Below are 21,621 nucleotides of genomic sequence, written 5' to 3'. Positions count from 1 at the left end.
ATAGTGAGTTTTGTTAAAGGTTAAAGGTTAAAGGTTAAAGGTTAAAGGTTAATTAACGATTAAGTCACAGAGGTTTTTCTCAGTGACTTAACCGCACAGCAGAATTAAATATGCTCTATAACGATACAGCCTGCCGAATAACCGGCACCAAAAGAACAGATTAAAGCTTTATCGCCAGTAACCATATCATCATGGTTCAAGTGAAAAGCAATAATAGAACCCGCCGAAGCCGTATTTGCAAACTTGTCTAAAATAATTGGCGCTTCATTGCCCATAGGGTCACGGCCTAATACTTTCTTTGCAACAAAGTTATTCATGTTGATATTGGCTTGATGTAAAAATAATCTTTTTAAATCTTTAGCTTCAACATTTGCTTCTGCCATTTGCTCGGTAATTAATTGAGAGACCATTGGCAGTACTTCTTTAAAAACTTTTCGTCCTTGCTGAACAAACATTTTGTCATTATCAAGCATGGTTTCTGGATCACATTTATTGATATGACCAAAGTTACTACGAATGTTATTAGAAAAGGTCGTGATCGGCTTCTTAGTTAATATTTTAAAGCAATGGTCAGCCGTAGCGGTTGCTTGTTTTTCAATAACAATAGCCGTTGCAACATCGCCAAAGATAAAGTGACTGTCGCGGTCGCGTAAATTAATTTGTGGAAAATTGAGTTCAGGGTTAATCACTAACACTGTTTTTGCTGTGTCGCCATGCAAAGCATTTGAAGCATTCATAATACCAAAGGTTGCCGATGAACAAGCGACGAGCATATCGTAAGCCCAACCTTTACAACCTAGTTCTTTTTGTACTTCAATGGCAATTGCAGGATAAGCGCGTTGTGTGTATGAACAAGCAACAATGATTAAATCGATATCGTCTGCTGTTTTATTTGCTGCAGCCATCGCTTGTTTCGCGGCGCCAACAGCCATTTCTGCTTGTGCTGATAATTGCTCATCACTACGCTGAGGAATAAGTGGCATCATGGTTTTAGGGTCAAGTGCGCCGTCTTTATACATAACATAGCGACTTTTAATGCCTGATGCTTTTTCAATGAATTCACTTGAAGACGGTTTTAAGGCCGTTAACTGCTCACTGTTAATAGCGGCGGCATTTTCAATATTATAGTCTTCAACATATTGATTAAATGCGGTGACTAATTCATCGTTTGAAATACTGTGTGGTGGTGTAAATAGACCTGTACCACTGATCACGATTGACATGTATTTTCTCCGTTTGTAATTTTCTAGTGGTCGTACCATGAGACTTATTGTATTAAAGTACAAGCACTTCAATGCTTTTAATTTATCTGTTATGGATTATACCCGTTACTGATAAAAGTGCACTGTCAAAAATTTAGCTTGTTTGACAGACGTTAACCGTTAATTAAAAAGCTTTTTACGCACCATTGCTCGATAGTCTCTTGGAGTGAGTTTTAATTGTTTCTTAAACAGCCGAGTTAACTGGCCTTGCTCTTGATAACCCACCTGAAAAGCGATTTCTTGAATAGACAGATTACTTGATGATAGTAAATCTTTGACTGTTTCTACACGCATTTTTTGCCAATAATGAGAGGCTTTAACGCCGGTAGCATTTTTAAAACGCCGACTAAAGGTTCTATGGCTAATACCAAATTGTAACGCCAGTTCAGTAAGCGATAATGTTGATGATAGATTAGTACGCATCCAGAATTGAATTTGAGTGATCAATTCATCAGGATGTCGATCGACCGCACCTTCTAAATAACGTTGTTCTTCATATGGTTTTCTTATTTCATGAGAGAAATTACGCTCAACATGTTGTGCAGCAGTCTCACCGTACGTTTGATGAATAACGTGAACGGTAATATCAGCTAAGGCATTTAAACTTGCCGCACAGTAAATACGTTCTGACTGGGTAATAAAAAAATCTGGTTTCAATTCAACGTTAGGATAATTTCTTTTGAATTGGTTAACATAATGCCAGTGTGTTGTTGCCGGATGATGATCAAGTAGTCCTGACTCAGCAATAAAACAAACCCCTGTACCACCACCAATAAGCGTTGAACCTTGTTGCCACATACGATTAAGCCAACTTACCATTTTGGGCTGTTTTTTGATTATTGGCCTAGGGTTGCGCCAAAGACTAGGAATAAAAATATAATCTGGACTTTGGGCATGCTCAATATCTTTATCGGGATAAAGCTTAATAAGTGCTCTGGTGCGCACTGGGGCTAATAGTTCGCTCACCATTTCAATACTGAGTTTAGGTGATTGCCTATCTTCTCTTCGAGCAAAAGCTTCGCCTGCTCTAAGCATTTCAATAGGTAAGCTTACGCTGGTTGCTAACATATGATCATATAAAACCAAGGCAACATTGATTGTTTTTCGGCTTGTCTTGAGTGGCATATTAATAACTTTTGCAATATTTGGCTGTTATTGTATTGTTTTTGGCTGAAAACGACAATTAATTATTGGTATTTCTTTTTACACTAGTAACAAGAATTACGACTCATGTATTTAAGAGAATTATAAATGACTGCTTTACCTATTATTGTTGGCATGGGCGGCGTAAACGCTGCTGGCCGCACCTCGTTTCATCAAGGTTTTCGTCGTATTGTTATCGACAAATTAACTGCAGAAGCACGCCAAGAAACTTTTGTTGGTCTTGCTACTTTGATGAATATCTTAACTTTCCAAGCAGGTCAGTTAGTTGACGTTGAGGGTAATAGTGTTGCATTAAGCGAAGTAGAAGCACGTTTTGGCCAGCAAATTCTTGATGGCACCCTTATCCGTAAAATTGAAAATAATCACTTTGACCCTGACGCGACGCATTGCCACACAAATATGGCGGCAACACCGAGCACTGAAAATATTACTTTTGAAATTAAAGAAAAAGAATTACCAAAACCCTTACCGCGCTCATGGACAGTAACACCCTTAGCAGATAAACGCGTAAAGGTTGAAATTACTGATAATTTAGATATTAAACATAGTAGTTATCGCGATAATCCGATTAAAGCAGCGGGACAATTACCTACCGGCTTTGAACCGTCGACATTATATAATAGTCGTTATCAGCCACGTGGCTTACAAACGACTATTTTTGGTGCTGCAGACGCTATTCATTCAACGGGCTTTAGTTGGGATGAAATATTAGAAAAAGTAAGCCCAGACCACGTGGGTACTTATTCTTCTTCAGCTTTCGGTCAAATGCAATCGGAAGGTTTAGGGGGCATGTTGCAAAATCGTTTGCATGGCGATCGTGTTACCACTAAAAACTTAGCGTTGGGCTTAAACACCATGTCAGCTGATTTTATTAATGGTTATGTGACCGGCAGTGTGGGTACCACCTCGACTTCGACTGGCGCTTGTGCAAGTTTTCTTTATAACTTACGCAATGCTATTCAAGATATTAAATCAGGTCGAGTGCGTGTTGCTATTGTGGGCAGTAGTGAAAGCCCAATAACACCGGAAATTATTGAAGGTTTCGGTAACATGAGTGCATTGGCTAATGAAGAAGGTTTGAAAAAACTTGATGGTATTACTGATGGCCAAGCTGACCATCGTAATACCAGTCGCCCGTTTGGTGAAAATTGTGGTTTTACTATTGGTGAAGCTGCACATTTTCTGGTGATTATGGATGACGAATTAGCCGTTGAATTAGGCGCTAAACCTTTGGGGTCGGTTGCTGATGTATTCATTAATGCCGATGGTATTAAAAAATCTATTACCGCTCCAGGTCCTGGTAATTACATTACCATGGCGAAGTCAGTGGCATTAGCAAAAAGTATTTTAGGGGAAGAGTCGGTACAAAAGCGTAGCTTTATATTAGCTCATGGTTCAAGTACCCCACAAAACCGTATCACCGAGTCGTTAATTTATCACCGTTTGGCCGAAACTTTTGATATTCATAATTGGCCGGTAGCCGCGCCTAAAGCTTATGTTGGCCATACTATTGCACCAGCAAGTGGTGACCAAATCACTATGGCGCTAGGTGTTTTTGCTCATAATATTATGCCGGGTATTACGACCATTAAATCGATAGCCGATGATGTACATAATGAGCGCTTGAATATCGCTCTTGATCACTGGCAGTGTGAAGCGATGGATGTTGCTTTCATCAATTCAAAAGGTTTTGGCGGTAACAATGCCACGGCCACTATACTCTCACCAGACGTAACGCTCTCTATGCTGAAAAAACGATATAGCATAGCAGAAATGACCCGTTACCAAGAAAAGTTATCTGCGGTTGAAGTGAAACAAAGTATCTATCAAGAAAAAGCCAACAATGGACAGTTTGAATTAATTTATAAATTTGGTGTGGGTGTACTAGGTGATGATGATATTGAAATTAACACTGAAAATATCTCAATGACCGGCTTTACTAATAGTATTGCCTTACCCAGTAAAAATCCGTTTGCGGATATGGTGTAGTCATAACTTAACCCCTTGCAAGGTTATACTAAGTAAAAACGAAAGAGCAAAGCATTATCGCTTTGCTTTTTTGTACCTTTATAAACAGTACCTTTCGATCATCTTCAGTAATAGTTGTTCAGTTTTATCAATTTCGCTATGCGCTAGAAATTCATTAGGCTGGTGTGCTTGATCAATTGAACCAGGACCTAAAACGATAGTTTGACAACCCAGTTGTTGAATGAAAGGAGCTTCGGTCGCATAGTTTACCGCACAACATGAATGACCACTTATTTCTTCGGCTATAGTGACAAAATCACTGTTTTTACTTTGTTCAAAGCTGGGTGAACTCGGATCCAATTCACTAAATGAAATTCTATTAGGGTATTTTTCAGCTAACGGTTTTAACGCTTCACTGAGTAGTAAGATAAGTTCGCTGTCAGTCATGCCGGGTAGGGCACGCATATCAATGTCTAACTCGCAGTGACCACAAATTCTATTAGCATTGTCGCCACCGTGTATTGCGCCAAAATTAAGGGTTGGCTCCTTTACATCAAAGGCTTGATTACTATAATTGAGAGCCAATTTTTCTTTGAGTTGCATTAATTGGCCAATCACTTGATGGATAATTTCTATCGCATTCACGCCTAAACTTGGCTTGCTTGAGTGTCCTGATTGACCTTGAATAGTTATGCGATGGGACATATGACCTTTATGCATGATGACAGGGACCAAATTTGTTGGCTCACCAATAATAGCAACATCGGGTTTTATCTGTTGGTTTTTGGTGAAAAAACGTGCGCCAGCCATGGTGGTTTCTTCATCTGCGGTGGCCAAAATGTAAAGTGGTTTTTTTAACTGTTGCGCGGTTAATCCTTTACAAACTTGTAAAATAAAAGCAAAAAAACCTTTCATATCACACGTGCCTAAACCATAAAATTTATTATCTTTATCAACAATTTTGAACGGGTCTGACTGCCAACGATTTTCATCAAAAGGTACAGTGTCACTATGACCTGCCAGTAACAATCCTCCTGTTCCACTACCGAGTTTTGCTAATAAATTATATTTATTGCGCGTTTCTGGCACCGCTTGAATGTCGATACTAAAACCGAGTTGTTCAAACCAACTTGCCAATAGTTGAATAACTGCTAAATTTCCTTGATCCCAGTTCGCTTGTGTCGAGCTAATAGAAGCACTGGCAATAAGTTGTGTTAATGAATCAGTAAAGTTGGGCAAATTTTTCATAGTGGCTCACAGTTGAAAATGAATAAATAAAAAAAACCATGGGTAATTATGCTTATTTGTTGCATAACGAGTCATTGGGTGTTATTTTCCTATTCTAGTGTAAATAACCTAAATATAGAAGGCTATTGAAAATAATTTGTTTTCTGCTTTCCTTAGGTTAATAAAAAATTAATAGATGAGGTTGTATGAAAGTCGCGGTTATTGGAGCAAGTGGATATGTGGGTGCAGAGCTGATTAATTTATTGTCTGCGCACGATAAAATTTCCCTTGAATATTTACTGGTGTCAGAAAACAGTAGCTCGGCAGATATGACCTTTTCGCAATTACATCCGCGTTACTTAGGCGTATGTGATTTACCTTTAGTCTGTTTTTCACAGCGTTGGTTCGATGATACGGTACAAAAGCTTGATGCGGTATTCTTTGCTACTCCGCATGAGTTCAGTGCTGACTGGGCACAAGCTTTTGTTGAGAAAGGTGTTAAGGTTTTCGATCTCTCGGGTGGTTTTCGTTTAAAAAATAGTGAAGATTATCCAACATTCTATGGTTTTGAACATAAAAACTTATCGGCGCTTGCCCAAGCAACTTATGGTTTAGCCGAATGGCAGCAAGATGATATTGCTAATACACAATTAGTTGCTGTACCTGGCTGTTACCCAACAGCAAGTTTATTATCACTTAAGCCGATTACCGTAAATAACTACCATCTTGAAAACTCTCTCATTGTTGTTAATGGGATCAGCGGCGTCAGCGGTGCGGGTAGAAAAGCCTCATTAGCGACAAGCTTTTATGAAGTCAGCCTAACACCCTACAATATTTTACAACACAGGCATCAACCCGAGATAAGCCAAGAAGCTAATGCCGCGGTTATTTTTAATCCTCACCTTGCACCTTATAAAAGAGGATTGCTGGCAACTGTCACTTTGCAAATCAAAGCAGGTATTACGACAAAACATATTAACGAAGCTTTTTTAAACGCTTATCAAGATAAGCCATTGGTGCGCTTAACCGGCGCTTGGCCGAAAATAGACAATGTGGCTAATACACCATTTGCTGATTTACATTGGCAAGTCGATGAAGAAAAACAAGTTGTTGTGGTGAGTTGTGCTATCGATAATTTATTAAAAGGTGCTGCTTCACAAGCGGTGCAATGTGCGAATATTTCTCTGGGTTTAGCGAGTGAGTATAGTTTGTTGCACAATGTAACTTTGGGAAAGAGTTAATGACTAAGACAATAAACACATCAGTAACGTCTAAAACTAACAAGCCATTAGTGATCAAAATCGGTGGCGCTATTCTTGAAAAAAAAGATGCTTTAGCTGATTTATTAAAAATTATCGCGACATTAAAAAATCAAGCCGTGGTGCTAGTGCATGGCGGCGGCTGTGTTGTTGATGAAATACTCAGCCAAGCTGGTTTTACTTCAGAAAAAAAACAGGGTTTACGTGTTACACCTCAAGAGCAAATGCCCCTTATTGCGGGTGCATTAGCAGGTAGTGTTAATAAAGCGATTGTTGCCACTGCAGCAAGTTTACACATGCAAGCCGTTGGATTGTCACTGGTCGATGGTGATATGGTTTCGTGTCAGTTAAGCGATAAAGGCCTGGGTATGGTGGGTGAGCCTAGTGCAAATAATAGTAAGTTACTCGATACACTTTTAAGTGTAAACTTTTTGCCGGTTATCTCTTCTATTGGTTCATTAGCCAATGGTGAGTTAGTGAATGTTAATGCGGATGATGCAGCTGTCGCAATTTGTCAGTTACTAAATGCCGAATTGCTACTGCTAACCGATGTTAATGGTGTAAAAGATGCGCGTGGCGAATATATTGCTTCACTGAGTAAAACTCAGGCAAATTCCTTAATAGAGCAAGGTGTTATTGCTGGTGGGATGACCGCAAAAGTTAATGCCGCTTTGCATGCAGCAAGCCAATTGCGACGAAGTATCGCGGTTGCCAGTTGGCAGTCGCCTGAGCAAATCATCAATCTAATAAAGGGTGATGCCATTGGCACACGCATTCAGCCACATTAACCACAGTTAAGTCACACTTAATTTAACGATTTTTCGGATAGGACTTATCATGTCACCGACACACACAAGATTAGAAAACTTTTTAGCAGATGATCAACTGACTAAAACACAAATAATTGATCTGATTGCTTTAGCAATAAAGATTAAAAACCATCCTAGCGACTATAGTAAAGCTTTAGCGGGTAAATCTGTAGTGATGCTCTTTGAAAAACCTTCATTAAGAACACACGTTAGTTTTGATATGGGTATTAACAAATTAGGCGGCCATGCGCTATATTTAGGCCAACAAAATGGCAAACTAGGTGAGCGAGAACGAGTTAGTGATTACGCTAAAAATCTTTCTTGCTATGCTGACGCTATCGTTGCACGTGTTTTTGAAAACAGCGCCATCGAAGGTTTAGCTGAGCACGCAACTATTCCAGTGATTAATGCACTGTGTGATATATATCATCCGTGCCAAGCACTAGCTGACTTTGTCACTTTGCAAGAATATTTTGTTTTAGGTAAAGGTATAGATTTAACAAAGGTTAAACTTGCTTATATTGGTGATGGTAACAATGTGTCCAATTCGTTGATGTTTATGGCTGCAATACTAGGGGTCGATTTTACCTTGGTTTGCCCAGCGGGGCATGAACCAGAAGCACAATTATTGAGTAAAGCGAAAGCTTTTGCAGATAAGTCAGGGAGTAAGTTGGTACTTACATCAGATGTTGAGGCTTTAGGGCCGCAAGATGCTATTTATACCGATACATGGGTATCAATGGGCTTTGAAGATGCCAGTAAAAAAGCTGCACTTCTAGAGAAGTTTGCACCCTATCAAGTGAACCATCAAATGATGAAAGGCAGTGGCGCCAGTATTGTGATGCATTGCCAACCAGCGCACTTAGAGGAAGAAATAACAACCGCACTTTTTGACAGTGAAATGTCGGTAGTTTTCCAAGCAGCAGAAAATAGAATGTGGGCGCAAAATGCGGTACTCGTTACGCTATTAGCTAAATAATAGTGTAGAAATTATTAGGTCAGCAGCTGATTTATATTCAGCATGACAATTTATCAAGATTAGTTAGGAATAAGACAATGGCTTTAGCAAAAAAACAAATCAAAAAAGTAGTATTAGCATATTCTGGTGGATTAGATACCTCAGCGATTATTCCATGGTTAAAAGAAAATTATCAAGGCTGTGAGGTTATCGCGTTTTGTGCTGATGTTGGCCAAGGTGATGAAGAGCTTGAAGGTGTTAAAGAGAAAGCGATTGCTTCAGGGGCATCTGAATGTTACGTGGTTGATCTTAAAGAAGAATACATAAAAGAGTATGTGTACCCCATTTTAAAAACCGGTGCGGTATACGAAGGTCAATATTTATTAGGTACGTCAATGGCACGACCTATTATTGCTAAAGCGCACATAGAAATCGCTCTTAAAGTGGGTGCTGATGCCGTGTGTCATGGTTGTACGGGTAAAGGCAACGACCAAGTTCGTTTTGAGTCTTGTTTTGCTGCACTAGCGCCAGAGCTTACTGTTATCGCCCCATGGCGTGAGTGGGACATGGTTTCGCGTGAAGACTTACTAGATTATCTTGCCGAACGTAACATTCCTTGTGCGGCTTCATTAACTAAAATCTACAGTCGTGATGCTAATGCTTGGCATATTTCTCATGAAGGTGGTGAGTTAGAAGACCCTTGGTGTGAGCCATCAAAAGAAGTATGGACCATGACAGTTGATCCTATGGATGCGCCTGATGAGCCTGAAAAAGTACAATTAAGTTTTGCTGACGGTGAGCTTGTTGCTATTGATGGTATAGACTTCTCTGGCAATGGCCAGGAAAACAGTGCCGGTGCTTATCAAGCGTTAATGTACTTAAATGCTAAAGGAGCTGCCCACGGTGTTGGTAGAATCGATATTGTCGAAAACCGCTTGGTTGGTATGAAGTCTCGTGGTTGTTATGAAACGCCAGGCGGTACTATTTTGATGGCGGCTTATAAAGGTTTAGAGTCACTTATTCTCGACAAAGAGTCACTTAAGTATCGCGAATCTATTGGCCTTGAATTTTCACATGTTATTTATGATGGTCGCTGGTTTACCCCGCTTGCTAAGGCTCAATTGGCTTCTGCTGCCTCATTTGCCGAAAAACTAACGGGTGATGTGGTTGTTAAATTGTATAAAGGCATGGCGCAAGTCATACAACGTCGTTCGCCAAATAGTTTGTATTCTGAAGCATTTGCTACTTTTGGTGCTGACGATGTTTATGACCAAAAACACGCCGAAGGATTTATTCGTTTATTTAGCTTATCGAGTCGGATCACCGCACTTTCTCAAAAAGATACTGTGCTAAAGCATAAGGAAAAATAGTCATGGCTTTATGGGGTGGACGTTTTAAAGAAAAGGCGAGTTTACAATTTAAGAAGTTCAATGACTCATTGCCGGTAGATTACCGCATGGCAGTGCAAGACATTGTTGGTTCAATAGCCTGGGCGCAAGCTATTCATGAAGTAGGCGTTATAAATGAAGATGAACTGGTTCGCTTAACGGCAGCATTGCAAGAATTAAAAGCGTCGGTAGAAGAAAATCCGCAACAAATATTGTTGTCTGATGCGGAAGATATTCATAGTTGGGTAGAGATCCAGCTAATTGAAAAAACGGGTGACTTAGGTAAGAAGCTTCATACAGGGCGCAGCCGTAATGACCAAGTGGCGACTGATTTAAAGCTATGGTGTAAAGAAAAGGGCGGCGATTTACTGTTTGCTCTTGTCAATTTACAACAAGCGATGATGAATTTAGCAGAACGTGAAAAAGATACGGTACTACCAGGCTATACCCATTTACAAAGAGCGCAGCCAATAACTTTTGGCCATTGGTGTTTAGCGTATGTAGAAATGTTTAACCGTGATATTGGCCGTTTAAAAGATGCGCTTTATCGTTTAGATGTTTCGCCACTGGGCTCAGGCGCTTTAGCAGGTACCGCTTATCCTATTGACAGAAATGCACTGGCAAGTCGCTTAGGTTTCAGAACAGCCACCATGAACAGTCTTGATGCTGTTTCTGACCGCGATCATGTCATTGAATTGTTGGCTTCAGCCAGTATTTCAATGATGCATTTATCACGTTTCGCCGAAGATTTAATTTTCTACAATTCAGGAGAAGCTGGCTTTGTTGAAATGAGTGATTTGGTCAGTTCTGGTTCATCATTAATGCCACAAAAGAAAAACCCTGATGCCTGTGAATTAATCCGCGGTAAGTCAGGTCGTGTTTTTGGCGCCTTAACGGGGATGTTAACCACAATGAAAGCGTTGGCACTTGCTTACAATAAAGATATGCAAGAAGACAAAGAAGGTTTATTTGATGCGCTTGATACGTGGCAAGAATGTATGGAAATGGCAGTACTCGTTGCTGATGGTCTGAAAGTAAATCGCTCACGGACATTAGCCGCGGCGCAACAAGGCTATGCGAATGCCACTGAACTTGCTGACTATTTAGTCGGTAAAGATATTCCGTTTCGTGAAGCACATCATATTGTCGGTGAAGTCGTATTAGCTGCTATTGACAAAGGTGTACCTTTAGAAGATTTAACGATAAGCCAACTACAAGAATTCAGCGATAGAATTGAGCAAGATGTTTATCAGCACCTTTCTATTGAATCGACACTTAATAAGCGTGAAGCACTCGGCGGTACTTCTCGTTCACAAGTTGAAAAAGCACTGGCGACTACTCAGTCTGGCAATGAAGCTATCTTAAATGAGCAAGTTGTTGGTGCGCCAGGCAAACAAAGAATTCAAAGGGCATTAAAGCAAGTAAAACAGCGTTTAAATGCGCAACGTGCTGCCGCTATGTCTGTTCGTCGAGCGAGAATGTCTGATGTTGACAGTATTTATCAACTGACCAACTTTTGGGCCGATAAAGGGGAAATACTGCCACGGTCACGTGACAATATTATTCATGATATTCAGAATTTTGTTGTTGCCGAGCTTGACGGTAAGGTTGTTGGCAGTGCATCACTTTATATCTACCAAACAGGTTTAGCTGAAATACGCTCAGTTGTTTTACAAGATGACGCCCAACAGCAAGGTCAAGGCAAAGCACTTATTCAGTATTTGTTAGAGTTTGCCTATCAAATGGAATTAGAGCAAATTATTGTTTTAACTTATATTCCAAAATATTTTCAGCAGCTTGGTTTTAACTTAATTGATAAAAGTTCACTAGCCGATAATATTATTGAAGATAGCGAACCCAGCCCACATAAAGACCCTGCTGATGAAGTCGCCATGGAATACATACTTAGTCAGCCTCAACAGGCATAATTTCAGTCGTCATTTTAACTGATTTAGGCAAGGTATTTACTTTAGCTAAGATCCTAAACGCTAGCGTTTGGGATAAACAAATAGGTAGTTACAACTTAGAAAATGGATAGCATCAATAATAACGAACAAAATTATGTTAAATGGTTTAGAAATGCTGCGCCCTATATTAATGCGCACCGTGGAAAAACAGTGGTGCTTATGTTTGGTGGCGAAGCCGTGCTTCACCCAAATTTTGCCAATATTATTCATGATATTGCTTTGTTGCGTAGCTTGGGTGTTAAGTTAGTCTTAGTTCATGGCGCTAGGCCACAGATAGAAGAGCGTATGGATCAGCGTAACATTACTCGCCATATTGAAAATAATATTAGAGTAACCGACGCTGAAACTTTGGTTGCAGTAAAAGATGCGACGGGTTCATTGCGCTTACATATCGAAGCTTTACTCACTATGGGCTTAGTTAACTCGCCTATGCATGGTTCGCGAATTCGTGTTAGCACCGGGAATTTTGTCATTGCTAAACCGATAGGGGTCCGTGATGGCGTCGATTATAAATATACCGGTAGCGTAAGACGAATCGATGCGGTCGGTATTCATACCCAGCTTGATTATGGCTCGATAGTGGTATTATCGCCGATTGGCTACTCTTCTACCGGTGAAGTGTTTAACTTAGCACTTGAAGATGTCGCGACTAAAACAGCACTCGCCCTTAAAGCGGATAAATTAATTACCTTTACTCAAGAGGATGGTTTAATTGATGAATCGGGTGAGCTTATTCGTAGCTGTAGTGTACGGCGAGTAAAAACGTTATTGGATGATAAAGATTGTCATGTTCGCCAATTATTATTAAGAGCGATAATCGAGAGTGGAGAAAATGGTATAGAGCGTTGTCACTGCGTGAGCTACCAAAGTGATAGTGCTTTACTACAAGAGTTATTTACCCGCGATGGTGCCGGTACTTTAATTGCTAAAGATCATAAAGAAGAAGTCTGTACCGCTAGCATCGATGATGTCGGTGGCATTTTAGAACTGATTGCCCCCTTAGAAGAGGAAGGTATTCTGGTGAAGCGCTCAAGAGAACTTCTTGAAGTTGAAATTGATCGCTTTACGGTACTTAAAAAGGAAGATGTTATTATTGCTTGTGCTGCTTTGTATCCTTATCCCGAAGCAAGTTCAGGAGAAATAGCCTGTGTGGCGATTCATCCTGATTATCGCAATGGAAATCGAGGTGAGCGCTTAATGAATGCCTTAGAAGTAAAGGCTTTTGATCAACACTTAACCTCATTATTTGTCTTAACAACGGTCAGTGGTCATTGGTTTAGAGAACAAGGTTTTATCGAAAGTTCAATGGAAGATTTACCTGAAGGTAAAAAACAGCTGTATAACTTCCAACGAAAATCTAAGGTATACATCAAACATATTTAGTGAATAGGTCTCGCTGTTATCAATTCAACGTTTATTTATGAAAATATATGCCGCTTTTAAAAGCGGCTTTTTTGTTTTTAAGGTGGGCTTTAAATATTTGAGTTTGTTTATTTATGCAACAAAGTAAATATAAAAGCATTTATATACAATAATCGTGCACTTATGTAACAGTAATGTTTCATATTCGTTACTTTTAGGGCATATTGTGTGCCGCGCTCATTATTTGTTTGTAAGGTTTATACTTTTCAATGGTCATATTTAGACTTTTAGTCATTCTTCTCATTGCTTTTGCAATGACTTTGCTGACTTCTTTTGCACTCAAAGCAGAAACTGACTTCGCGCTAGAAAGTGGTGATCAATTTACAGCAACGCTGTTATCTGAATATGGTCAAATAAGTAACTTTCTTAATCAAGGAAGTGATGAAGAAAGTACCGGCTACATAAAAATTGAACCGTCCGTCTTTATTCAAACACAGTTATCACGACATTTAATACAATTAGCGACAAAGGTCAGTCATTACCAATTTAGTCACTTTAGTGAAGACGATCATAATAATTTATTATTTAAGCCAAGCTATTTCTTTAAGCTTGATCATAACAAAACACTGTTTGCAGATATTAAGTTACAGGAAAGTTATGAATATCGCGGTACTGGCCTATCTTTAGGGAATGCAGAATCAATAACAAGCGGAGATGATAAAAAATCGCTTGCCGCTAATATAGGCTACTTATATGGCCAAATTGATTCAGTGGCGAAATTAAAACTTTCAATCGGTCAAGAAGACTTTCGCTATAAAACAAGACGAGCCGAAAATAAGGCACTTGACCGTGTTGATCAAAGTGTTGCGGCTAGTTTTGATTATCTACTGTCAGGAAAGACATATTTTGCTGCAGATTTAGCTTATACCCAATCAAACTTTCAAAATAATAGCCCATTAAATAAAGACATATATGCGGTATTAGTCGGTATGAAGTGGCAATCGACGGCTATAACTCAACTGCAAGCATTAATTGGTTATCAAAGATTAACTTTTGAAGAAACATTGTTTGCCAGCGATACTCGCTTTAAATGGCGAGTTGATATTAATTGGCAGCCAACGAATTTTATGCAAATGAATATAAACACCCAACGAAATTATGAAACAACAAACAGAATTGTCGATAGCTATCGCGTTGTTGACAGTACTAATTTACAACTTACTCATCAAGTGACTGATTATTTTCAGACATCTGCGGTTGTTGGGTATAGACAAGAAAAGGTCGTTTACCTTGAGCAAACGATTAATGAAGATTATTTATACTCAGAGGTTAGGTTGAATTATCAACGTAATGATTGGCTGACTGTATTTGCAGGTTTTACTTTTAAAGAACTAACAGCAAGTGATGATAGGCTAAACAACCAGGGCAATAGCTTATCGTTAGGCTTTAATGTTAATATTTAGTATTGGATAAAAAATATGCGTTACTATGTTTTGTCACTAATTTTAGTGTTCTGCAGTTTTTTTTGTGAGGCAAGTGATTATTTACTGGGCCCTGGCGATAAAATACATATTGTTGTTTACGGTGAAGACGATTTAACAACTGATGTGAAAATTGATAAATCGGGTTTTATATCTTTTCCGTTTTTAGCTGATATACAGGTAATAGGTTTATCAACTAAGAAACTTGAAACCACAATAAGAAAAGGCTTACTAGGAGATTATATTGTTGACCCACAAGTCTCTGTTTCTGTGTCTATTTATCGGCCGTTTTTTATCCACGGACAAGTTACACGACCAGGAGGTTATCCTTATCAAGATTATTTGACCTTAGATAAAGCCATCGCAATCGCTGGAGGATTATCTAATAGAGCGTCGACTTCTGATTGGAAAATCACACGACTAGTCAACGGTGTTAAAGTGACGTTAGAGGGGAATATTGCTACTGAGATCCACCCTGATGATATTATAAAAATAGAACAAAGTTTTTTCTAAAATAAACATAACAATAACAATAAAAATAATTATAAAAACTGAAAAAGGATTTTCGACAGATTTTATTAGCCGTATTTATATGTGGTTTTGCAAATAATAATGAGCAGTAATGTTAAACGATAATCAAAGCGTAAATTTTAATGCCCCAAACCAAGAGATAGATTTAAAAGAGGTCTTAAGACCGCTTTGGTCTCGACGTTGGCAGATTGTTTTCTTTACTTTACTCGTTTCACTGATGGTTTCTTTTTATGTTTCGTTGCTCAAGCCTTCCTTTAAAGCCACGGCTATTTTACAAATAGGCAGTAATAAACCCGCTAATACTTTATCGATTAATGACGCCTTTAATGAATCTAGCGCCAGTAAAGAGCAAGTTAAAACCCAGTACGAATTATTAAAGTCTCGAAAATTTGCTGAGCGCGTTATTATTAGTTTAAATTTGGTTGAACATCAGGAATTTAATAGTGGTAAATACAATGACAAAATAAGCTTCTTCGCTGACATAGGAAAGCGGACTAGTAGACCAACGGTCAGTAGCTTAATCTCAATCTTTGAAAGTCGTTTAACTATCGCTCCGATAGCGAGCACCGAACTTGTTAAAATAAGTTTTGCTGCTCACTCACCTCAATTAGCACAAAAAGTCGCTAATCAAATCGGTCTCACTTATCTTCAATACCAAGATGAAATCCATAGCGCGTCAAAGGAGTCAACGTCGCAGTGGCTTGTTGACCAACTTGAAGAGTTAGAGAAAAAGCTTGAAACATCAGAGCAAGCACTACAAGAATACCGTGAAGCGGAAGGTATTGTTGATATTTTAGGGATTGCTGGCCTAGTTAGCTCTGAGTTAACCGAGTTAACTTCTTCAGCAATACGAGCTGAAAAAATCAAAGATGATTTAGAAGTAACTTACCAAAGTATGCAAAAGCGTCGAAAAAATACCGCGCAACTTCTGGAACTTCAGGAAATCAGTCAGCAAAGTGATCTTGTACAATTAAGGCGTGCCGATGAAAAAGCAGCACGTAAGATATTTGAGCTTTCCAAGCGTTACGGGCCCAAGCACCCCAAACGTATAGCGGTGCAAGCAGAGCTAGAGTCATTACAAAAAGGCATCGTACAGCTCGTTGATGAAATTGTAATATCTATTGAAAAAGATTACCTAAACTCTTCTGAAAAAGTTAAAGCAACGAATAATCGTTTGGCAATTGCGAAAGTAGATTACTTACGCTTGAGCCGTTTACAAAATAAATTTTCACAATTGCAACGCGAAGTTGATACCAATAAAGAACTTTATAATAACTATTTAGTCCGTTTAAAAGAGACTGACGCTATGGGTAATTATAAAGCAAACTTTTACGTGCGTTTTATTGATAAAGCGATTATACCCACGGATAGATTCGCCCCGAAAAAAGCCCTCATAGTGATTATGAGTTTTATGCTATCGTTTGCGATTATTGCCATAATTATCATTATGCGTGAGATATCAATGGATACGTTAAATTCACGTCGAAAACTTGATAGCTTTACCGAAGCACCTGTTCTCGCTATTTTACCAAAGTTTCAAGCGCCAAGTGCTGAAAAAAAGAGTGATCCCTATTACACAGATAATCGCTTTACCGAAGCGGTGCGCACGTTAAGAACCTCTTTATTGTTTAATGGCGAAAGTAAGCCAGCTAAAGTGATTGCGATAACATCCTCGGTGCCAAATGAAGGAAAGTCGACTATAGCACTACATTTAGCCCGTTCGTTTAGTGAAATGGAAAAGGTTTTGCTCATTGAAGCGGATATGCGACATCCGACCGTAGCAAAAAATATGAATTTAAGTCCACATCGCCCAGGATTATCAAATTTATTAGCGAAAACACATCAAATTAATGAATGTATTATCCGCGATAAAAACTTAAAGTTAGATATTTTAACCTCGGGTATTTCTCCGGCTAATCCGCTAGTTTTTTTATCAATGAAGCGCCTTAATATGCTCATTAAAGTTTTTGGTAATTTTTATGACCGAATTATTATTGAGACACCACCGGTAAATGCTGTGAGTGATGCGGCTATTATTTCTAAATTAGTTGAAACGGTTTTGTATGTTGTTCATGGTGAAAAAACGAAACGAGAGCAAATTACCACAGGTTTACGTATGCTAAAGCAAGTCAATGCACCCATTGAAGGCATCATAATCAACCATAGCCAAAGCATTGATGCTGATAAATACCAAAACAAGTATTACAACGAACGAGCCAATAATATTGTTAAATTACCGGTACGTAAACAAGGATAGTGTTCTTCTATCTATCTATCTTTCAGTAGTCAATGCAGCCAATATTCGAAGGCATCATAATCAACCACAGCCAAAGCATTGATACTGATAAATACCAAAACAAGTATTACAACGAACGAGCCAATAACATTGTTAAATTACCGGTACGTAAACAAGGTTAATGTTCTTCTATCTATCAATAGTCAATGCAGCCAATATTCGAGGGCATCATAATTAACCATAGCCAAAGCATTGATACTGATAAATACCAAAACAAGTATTACAACGAACGTGCTAATAACATTGTTAAACTACCGGTACGCAAACAAGGTTAATAAACATTGTTAAATTACCGGTACGCAAACAGGGTTAATCTTTTTCTCAATATTAACCTCTTCCGCTTATTGAAAACTGCGGTAGAATAAGAGTAAGTTTTTACCAGCAAGTACTTCTGCTTATAATATGAAATCACGCCAACAATTTTCCCTACAAAAAAATAACAGTTTTGCAGTCTATGCAACGACACCCATTATTTATTATCCAAATAGTGAACAAGATCTGCAATTATTAGCAGCGGTGACTAGCGAACCGTTTTATATTTTAGGCGCGGGCAGTAATACGCTTTTTGTCGAGGGTGTTACACCGGTAATTATTAAGCCTGAGTTTTTAGGGATTCATGTTAATGAAACAGAAGAATATTATCAGGTCAATGCCGCTTGCGGTGAAAATTGGCACGACTTGGTATGCTTTTGTATTGATAAAGGCATTAACGGTCTAGAAAACTTAGCACTTATTCCTGGCAGTGTTGGCGCTGCTCCAGTACAAAATATTGGTGCTTATGGCGTTGAAATTGCTGATTTTATTGAAAGTGTAACTTGGTTTGATTTTGCTAAAAATAAATCACAGCAGTTAACTCAGGCACAATGTCAATTTGACTATCGCGATAGTATTTTTAAAAATGCTTTAAAAAATAAAGGTATCATCACAGATATTACTTTACGTTTTCCAAAAAACTGGCAGCCTAAGCTGAATTACCAAGGATTAAACACCTTGCCCAAAAATAGTCATGCTAGGGTTATTATGGATACCGTGATTGCCATACGAAATGCTAAGTTACCTGATCCCAAGGTTATCCCAAACGCTGGCAGCTTCTTTAAAAACCCTGTGGTTAGCGCTGAGCAGTTTTTATTATTAAAAAGTAACCATCCAGAAATTGCGGCTTATCAACAAGATAATGGCACTGTTAAGCTAGCAGCAGGTTGGTTAATTGAAAGAGCAGGGCTTAAAGGTTATCAACTCAACGGTGCAGCTGTGCATAATAAGCAAGCGCTAGTGCTAACCAATATTGATTCGGCCTGCGGGGCAGATATCAAAAATTTAGCCCTACATGTACAGCAAACCGTATTAGCATTATTTGCCATTATGCTGCAACCAGAAGTAAGAATGCTCGGTGAGCAGGGCGAAGTTACCTTAGGAGCTATAAACTGATCATGGCCAAAGCAATACGAGAGCAATTAATACAATATTTAGCTGATGGACAATTTGTTTCTGGGCAATGGTTAGGTGAGCAGCTAGGGGTGAGTCGCGCAGCAATATCTAATCATATCGCCTCGCTAATTGAAATGGGGCTTGATATTTATAGTGTTACCGGCAAAGGCTATAAATTATCTGAACCGTTAACACTATTAGATGAAAAAGAAATTCAATACAAGTTAAGTGCATTGGGTCAGAAAAACAAAGTCGAAGTGCATAATATTATCGACTCAACCAATAGTTATTTATTGCGTCGTTTACCCAATCAAAATCATAATTTGCAAGTCTGTTTAGCTGAATATCAAGATGCAGGGCGGGGTCGACGCGGTCGTAAGTGGATCTCACCTTTTGGTTCACATATATATATGTCGATGTATTGGTATTTAGAGCAAGGTATGGCGGCAGCTATGGGATTAAGTGTCGTGTCGGCTCTAGCGGTTAGCGATGCAGTAAAAGAACTTTATCAAATTGATGTGCAGTTAAAGTGGCCCAATGACATTTATTTTGGCGGGGTTAAGCTGGCTGGTATCCTTATTGATTTGGATGGGCAAGCTCTTGAACCGTGTCACTGTGTTATTGGTATTGGTTTAAATATTAACATGCCCCAAAAAAGTGCAGAACAAGTCGATCAACCTTGGACAGATTTGCAAAAAGCTATGATTCAAAGTACCACCGAGCATGAAAATAACGCGGTTAATACGATTGACCGAAATGTTTTAGCTGCAACGTTAATTTCTAAACTCTCATTAAGGCTTCAGCAGCATCAACATGAAGGGTTGTTGTCTATGGCCAATGAGTGGGCCAAACAAGATTATTATATCAATAAACCGATAAGGTTAATCACCGGCACGCGTGAAAAGAAAGGTATTTGTCGAGGCATTAATAACCAAGGAGCTTTATTGTTAGAAGTTGATGGCCAAATTAGTCCTATTTATGGTGGTGAAGTTAGCTTGAGGGCTGACACATGAGGTTATTAGTTGATATTGGCAATACTCGCACCAAATACACTTTTGAGCAGCAAGGTGAATTATCAATAATTCAAAGTGAAAGAAATGAAACCATTAATGAAAAGTGGCTATCAAGTATCACTGAATCAGTGGTATCTATCGTCGTTGCGAGTGTTAGCGAAGCTTATATTATAGAGGTCTTTATAGCCTATGCTCAGCAGCATAATATTGAACTGCACATAGTAAACAGTGAAAGCAAACGCTTTGGCGTTACTTCAAGCTATCAACAACCGACAACGTTAGGTATTGATCGATGGTTGACGTTACTGGCGGCTAATATTTTGTACCCAGATGAGAATGTCCTTATTATTGACGCGGGAACAGCGACAACCATAGACTTACTCGATAGTCAGGGCATACATTTAGGTGGGTGGATTTTGCCAGGTATTGATATATTATTTAATAGTCTTTTATCAAATACTACAAAAGTGCTGGCAACTCAAGAACATCAGGCCAACATTTCTTTTGGTAAAAGTACCTCTGACGGTGTCAATAATGCTTGCTGGGCAGCAACACTTGGTTTTATTGAACAAGGTATCAAGCAAGCTAATAAACAAGTCTCATTAGATAAAGTATTACTTACTGGCGGTAACGCTAAAAAAATAGCGGCTTTATTAAACAGGCAACATTACATTATTGATGAGCTAGTCTTTATCGGCATGCAACGATTCTAATTCGCTTATGGCAAATTATATCGCCAGTTTGTGGCAACATTTAACGTTAGGCGATTAAAAAAACATCAAATGGTTAAAAACATGGTTTTTTTTTGTTTTTACGCTTGCAAGGGAGAAAACATTCCACTAGAATTCGCACCACTTAATGTAGTGCCGACTTAGCTCAGTTGGTAGAGCAACTGACTTGTAATCAGTAGGTCGCCAGTTCGACTCCGGCAGTCGGCACCATTAATAAAATTGTTGTAAAAGTATTGGAGGGGTTCCCGAGTGGCCAAAGGGATCAGATTGTAAATCTGACGGCTCAGCCTTCGGTGGTTCGAATCCACCTCCCTCCACCACTTTGCAATAATGAAGATAGAAAAGCGGACGTCGTATAGTGGTAATACCTTAGCCTTCCAAGCTAAAGCTGCGAGTTCGATTCTCGCCGTCCGCTCCATCTTTAAGTGATTGCTGATATGGCTCAGTTGGTAGAGCGCACCCTTGGTAAGGGTGAGGTCGGCAGTTCGAATCTGCCTATCAGCACCATTCCTTAAGATTTCTATCTCACTAAATTTATTTTATTTTTGTTAATTTATCTCAGAGGCATTACATAATGGCTAAAGCAAAATTTGAACGTTTAAAACCGCATGTAAACGTTGGTACTATCGGACACGTTGATCACGGTAAAACTACTTTAACAGCTGCTATCTCTGCAGTATTAACTAAAGTACACGGTGGTGAAGTTAAAGATTTCGCACAAATCGATAATGCTCCTGAAGAGCGTGAGCGTGGTATTACAATCAATACTTCTCACAT

17 protein-coding genes and 4 tRNA genes are annotated in these 21,621 nt (G+C 39.0%); 18 read left to right on the top strand and 3 right to left on the bottom strand.

What is annotated here, in order from left to right; translation table 11 throughout:
• Positions 1 to 104: 104 nt before the first annotated feature.
• A complete protein-coding gene (locus H4J69_RS18325) occupies positions 105 to 1,223 on the bottom strand; it encodes a beta-ketoacyl-ACP synthase III (RefSeq protein ID WP_070375624.1) in 1,119 nt (372 codons plus the stop codon).
• A 159-nt stretch (positions 1,224 to 1,382) separates the two neighbouring features.
• Positions 1,383 to 2,387, bottom strand: coding sequence for a GlxA family transcriptional regulator (locus tag H4J69_RS18320; RefSeq protein ID WP_182216790.1), 1,005 nt, complete (start codon positions 2,385 to 2,387; stop codon positions 1,383 to 1,385).
• Between the two features lie 126 nt (positions 2,388 to 2,513).
• Between H4J69_RS18320 and H4J69_RS18315 the strand changes: the two genes are divergently transcribed.
• On the top strand, positions 2,514 to 4,415 hold the full coding sequence (locus H4J69_RS18315; protein ID WP_182216791.1) for a beta-ketoacyl synthase: 1,902 nt from the start codon (positions 2,514 to 2,516) through the stop codon (positions 4,413 to 4,415).
• Positions 4,416 to 4,493: 78 nt separating this feature from the next.
• Here H4J69_RS18315 and argE read toward each other — a convergent pair whose 3' ends face one another.
• The gene (gene argE / locus H4J69_RS18310) at positions 4,494 to 5,642 is read right to left on the bottom strand and encodes an acetylornithine deacetylase (protein WP_182222754.1); all 1,149 of its coding nucleotides are present in this window, start codon (positions 5,640 to 5,642) and stop codon (positions 4,494 to 4,496) included.
• Between the two features lie 185 nt (positions 5,643 to 5,827).
• Here argE and argC point away from each other — a divergent pair, with 185 nt between their 5' ends.
• From argC to H4J69_RS18225, 17 genes are all read left to right on the top strand, one after another.
• On the top strand, positions 5,828 to 6,862 hold the full coding sequence (gene argC, locus H4J69_RS18305) for an N-acetyl-gamma-glutamyl-phosphate reductase (RefSeq protein ID WP_182222755.1): 1,035 nt from the start codon (positions 5,828 to 5,830) through the stop codon (positions 6,860 to 6,862).
• Entirely contained in the window at positions 6,862 to 7,668 is an 807-nt protein-coding gene (gene argB / locus H4J69_RS18300; RefSeq protein ID WP_182244798.1) for an acetylglutamate kinase, read from the top strand. The genes argC and argB overlap by 1 nt, the downstream gene beginning before the upstream one ends.
• Positions 7,669 to 7,717: 49 nt before the next feature.
• Positions 7,718 to 8,668 carry an ornithine carbamoyltransferase gene (locus H4J69_RS18295; RefSeq protein WP_182216797.1) on the top strand — a complete coding sequence of 317 codons (951 nt, stop codon included), beginning with the start codon at positions 7,718 to 7,720 and terminating at the stop codon, positions 8,666 to 8,668.
• A 77-nt stretch (positions 8,669 to 8,745) separates the two neighbouring features.
• The gene (locus H4J69_RS18290) at positions 8,746 to 10,017 is read left to right on the top strand and encodes an argininosuccinate synthase (protein ID WP_182216798.1); all 1,272 of its coding nucleotides are present in this window, start codon (positions 8,746 to 8,748) and stop codon (positions 10,015 to 10,017) included.
• Positions 10,018 to 10,019: 2 nt separating this feature from the next.
• Complete coding sequence (gene argH / locus H4J69_RS18285; RefSeq protein WP_182170403.1) at positions 10,020 to 11,963, top strand: argininosuccinate lyase; 1,944 nt, start codon at positions 10,020 to 10,022, stop codon at positions 11,961 to 11,963.
• A 102-nt stretch (positions 11,964 to 12,065) separates the two neighbouring features.
• Positions 12,066 to 13,385, top strand: a complete 1,320-nt coding sequence (gene argA / locus H4J69_RS18280; RefSeq protein ID WP_182216800.1) for an amino-acid N-acetyltransferase — start codon at positions 12,066 to 12,068, stop codon at positions 13,383 to 13,385.
• A 248-nt stretch (positions 13,386 to 13,633) separates the two neighbouring features.
• Positions 13,634 to 14,827: an outer membrane beta-barrel protein gene (locus H4J69_RS18275; protein WP_182244799.1), complete on the top strand. Its 1,194-nt coding sequence runs from the start codon at positions 13,634 to 13,636 to the stop codon at positions 14,825 to 14,827.
• A gap of 15 nt (positions 14,828 to 14,842) precedes the next feature.
• Entirely contained in the window at positions 14,843 to 15,358 is a 516-nt protein-coding gene (locus H4J69_RS18270) for a polysaccharide biosynthesis/export family protein (protein WP_182244800.1), read from the top strand.
• 109 nt (positions 15,359 to 15,467) lie between these two features.
• A complete protein-coding gene (locus H4J69_RS18265; protein WP_182216806.1) occupies positions 15,468 to 17,633 on the top strand; it encodes a polysaccharide biosynthesis tyrosine autokinase in 2,166 nt (721 codons plus the stop codon).
• 441 nt (positions 17,634 to 18,074) lie between these two features.
• On the top strand, positions 18,075 to 19,100 hold the full coding sequence (gene murB / locus H4J69_RS18260; RefSeq protein WP_182244801.1) for a UDP-N-acetylmuramate dehydrogenase: 1,026 nt from the start codon (positions 18,075 to 18,077) through the stop codon (positions 19,098 to 19,100).
• A gap of 2 nt (positions 19,101 to 19,102) precedes the next feature.
• Positions 19,103 to 20,113, top strand: a complete 1,011-nt coding sequence (gene birA / locus H4J69_RS18255; RefSeq protein ID WP_182244802.1) for a bifunctional biotin--[acetyl-CoA-carboxylase] ligase/biotin operon repressor BirA — start codon at positions 19,103 to 19,105, stop codon at positions 20,111 to 20,113.
• Positions 20,110 to 20,826 (top strand): type III pantothenate kinase, encoded by a 717-nt coding sequence (locus tag H4J69_RS18250; RefSeq protein WP_182243637.1) that lies wholly within the window; start codon positions 20,110 to 20,112, stop codon positions 20,824 to 20,826. Before birA ends, H4J69_RS18250 begins: the two co-directional genes overlap by 4 nt.
• Positions 20,827 to 20,978: 152 nt before the next feature.
• Positions 20,979 to 21,054: transfer RNA gene (locus H4J69_RS18245), tRNA-Thr, on the top strand.
• Positions 21,055 to 21,079: 25 nt separating this feature from the next.
• Positions 21,080 to 21,164, top strand: a tRNA-Tyr gene (locus H4J69_RS18240).
• Between the two features lie 24 nt (positions 21,165 to 21,188).
• Positions 21,189 to 21,262: transfer RNA gene (locus tag H4J69_RS18235), tRNA-Gly, on the top strand.
• 13 nt (positions 21,263 to 21,275) lie between these two features.
• A tRNA-Thr gene (locus H4J69_RS18230) sits at positions 21,276 to 21,351 on the top strand.
• Between the two features lie 67 nt (positions 21,352 to 21,418).
• A partial coding sequence (locus H4J69_RS18225) for a GTP-binding protein (protein ID WP_259364653.1) occupies positions 21,419 to 21,621 on the top strand: 203 nt, incomplete at its 3' end.

The organism is Colwellia sp. BRX10-9 (assembly GCF_014077405.1).
Classification (GTDB): domain Bacteria; phylum Pseudomonadota; class Gammaproteobacteria; order Enterobacterales; family Alteromonadaceae; genus Colwellia_A.
The sequence above is the reverse complement of the archived record's forward strand: the minus strand, read 5'-3'. Positions and strand labels throughout refer to the sequence as shown.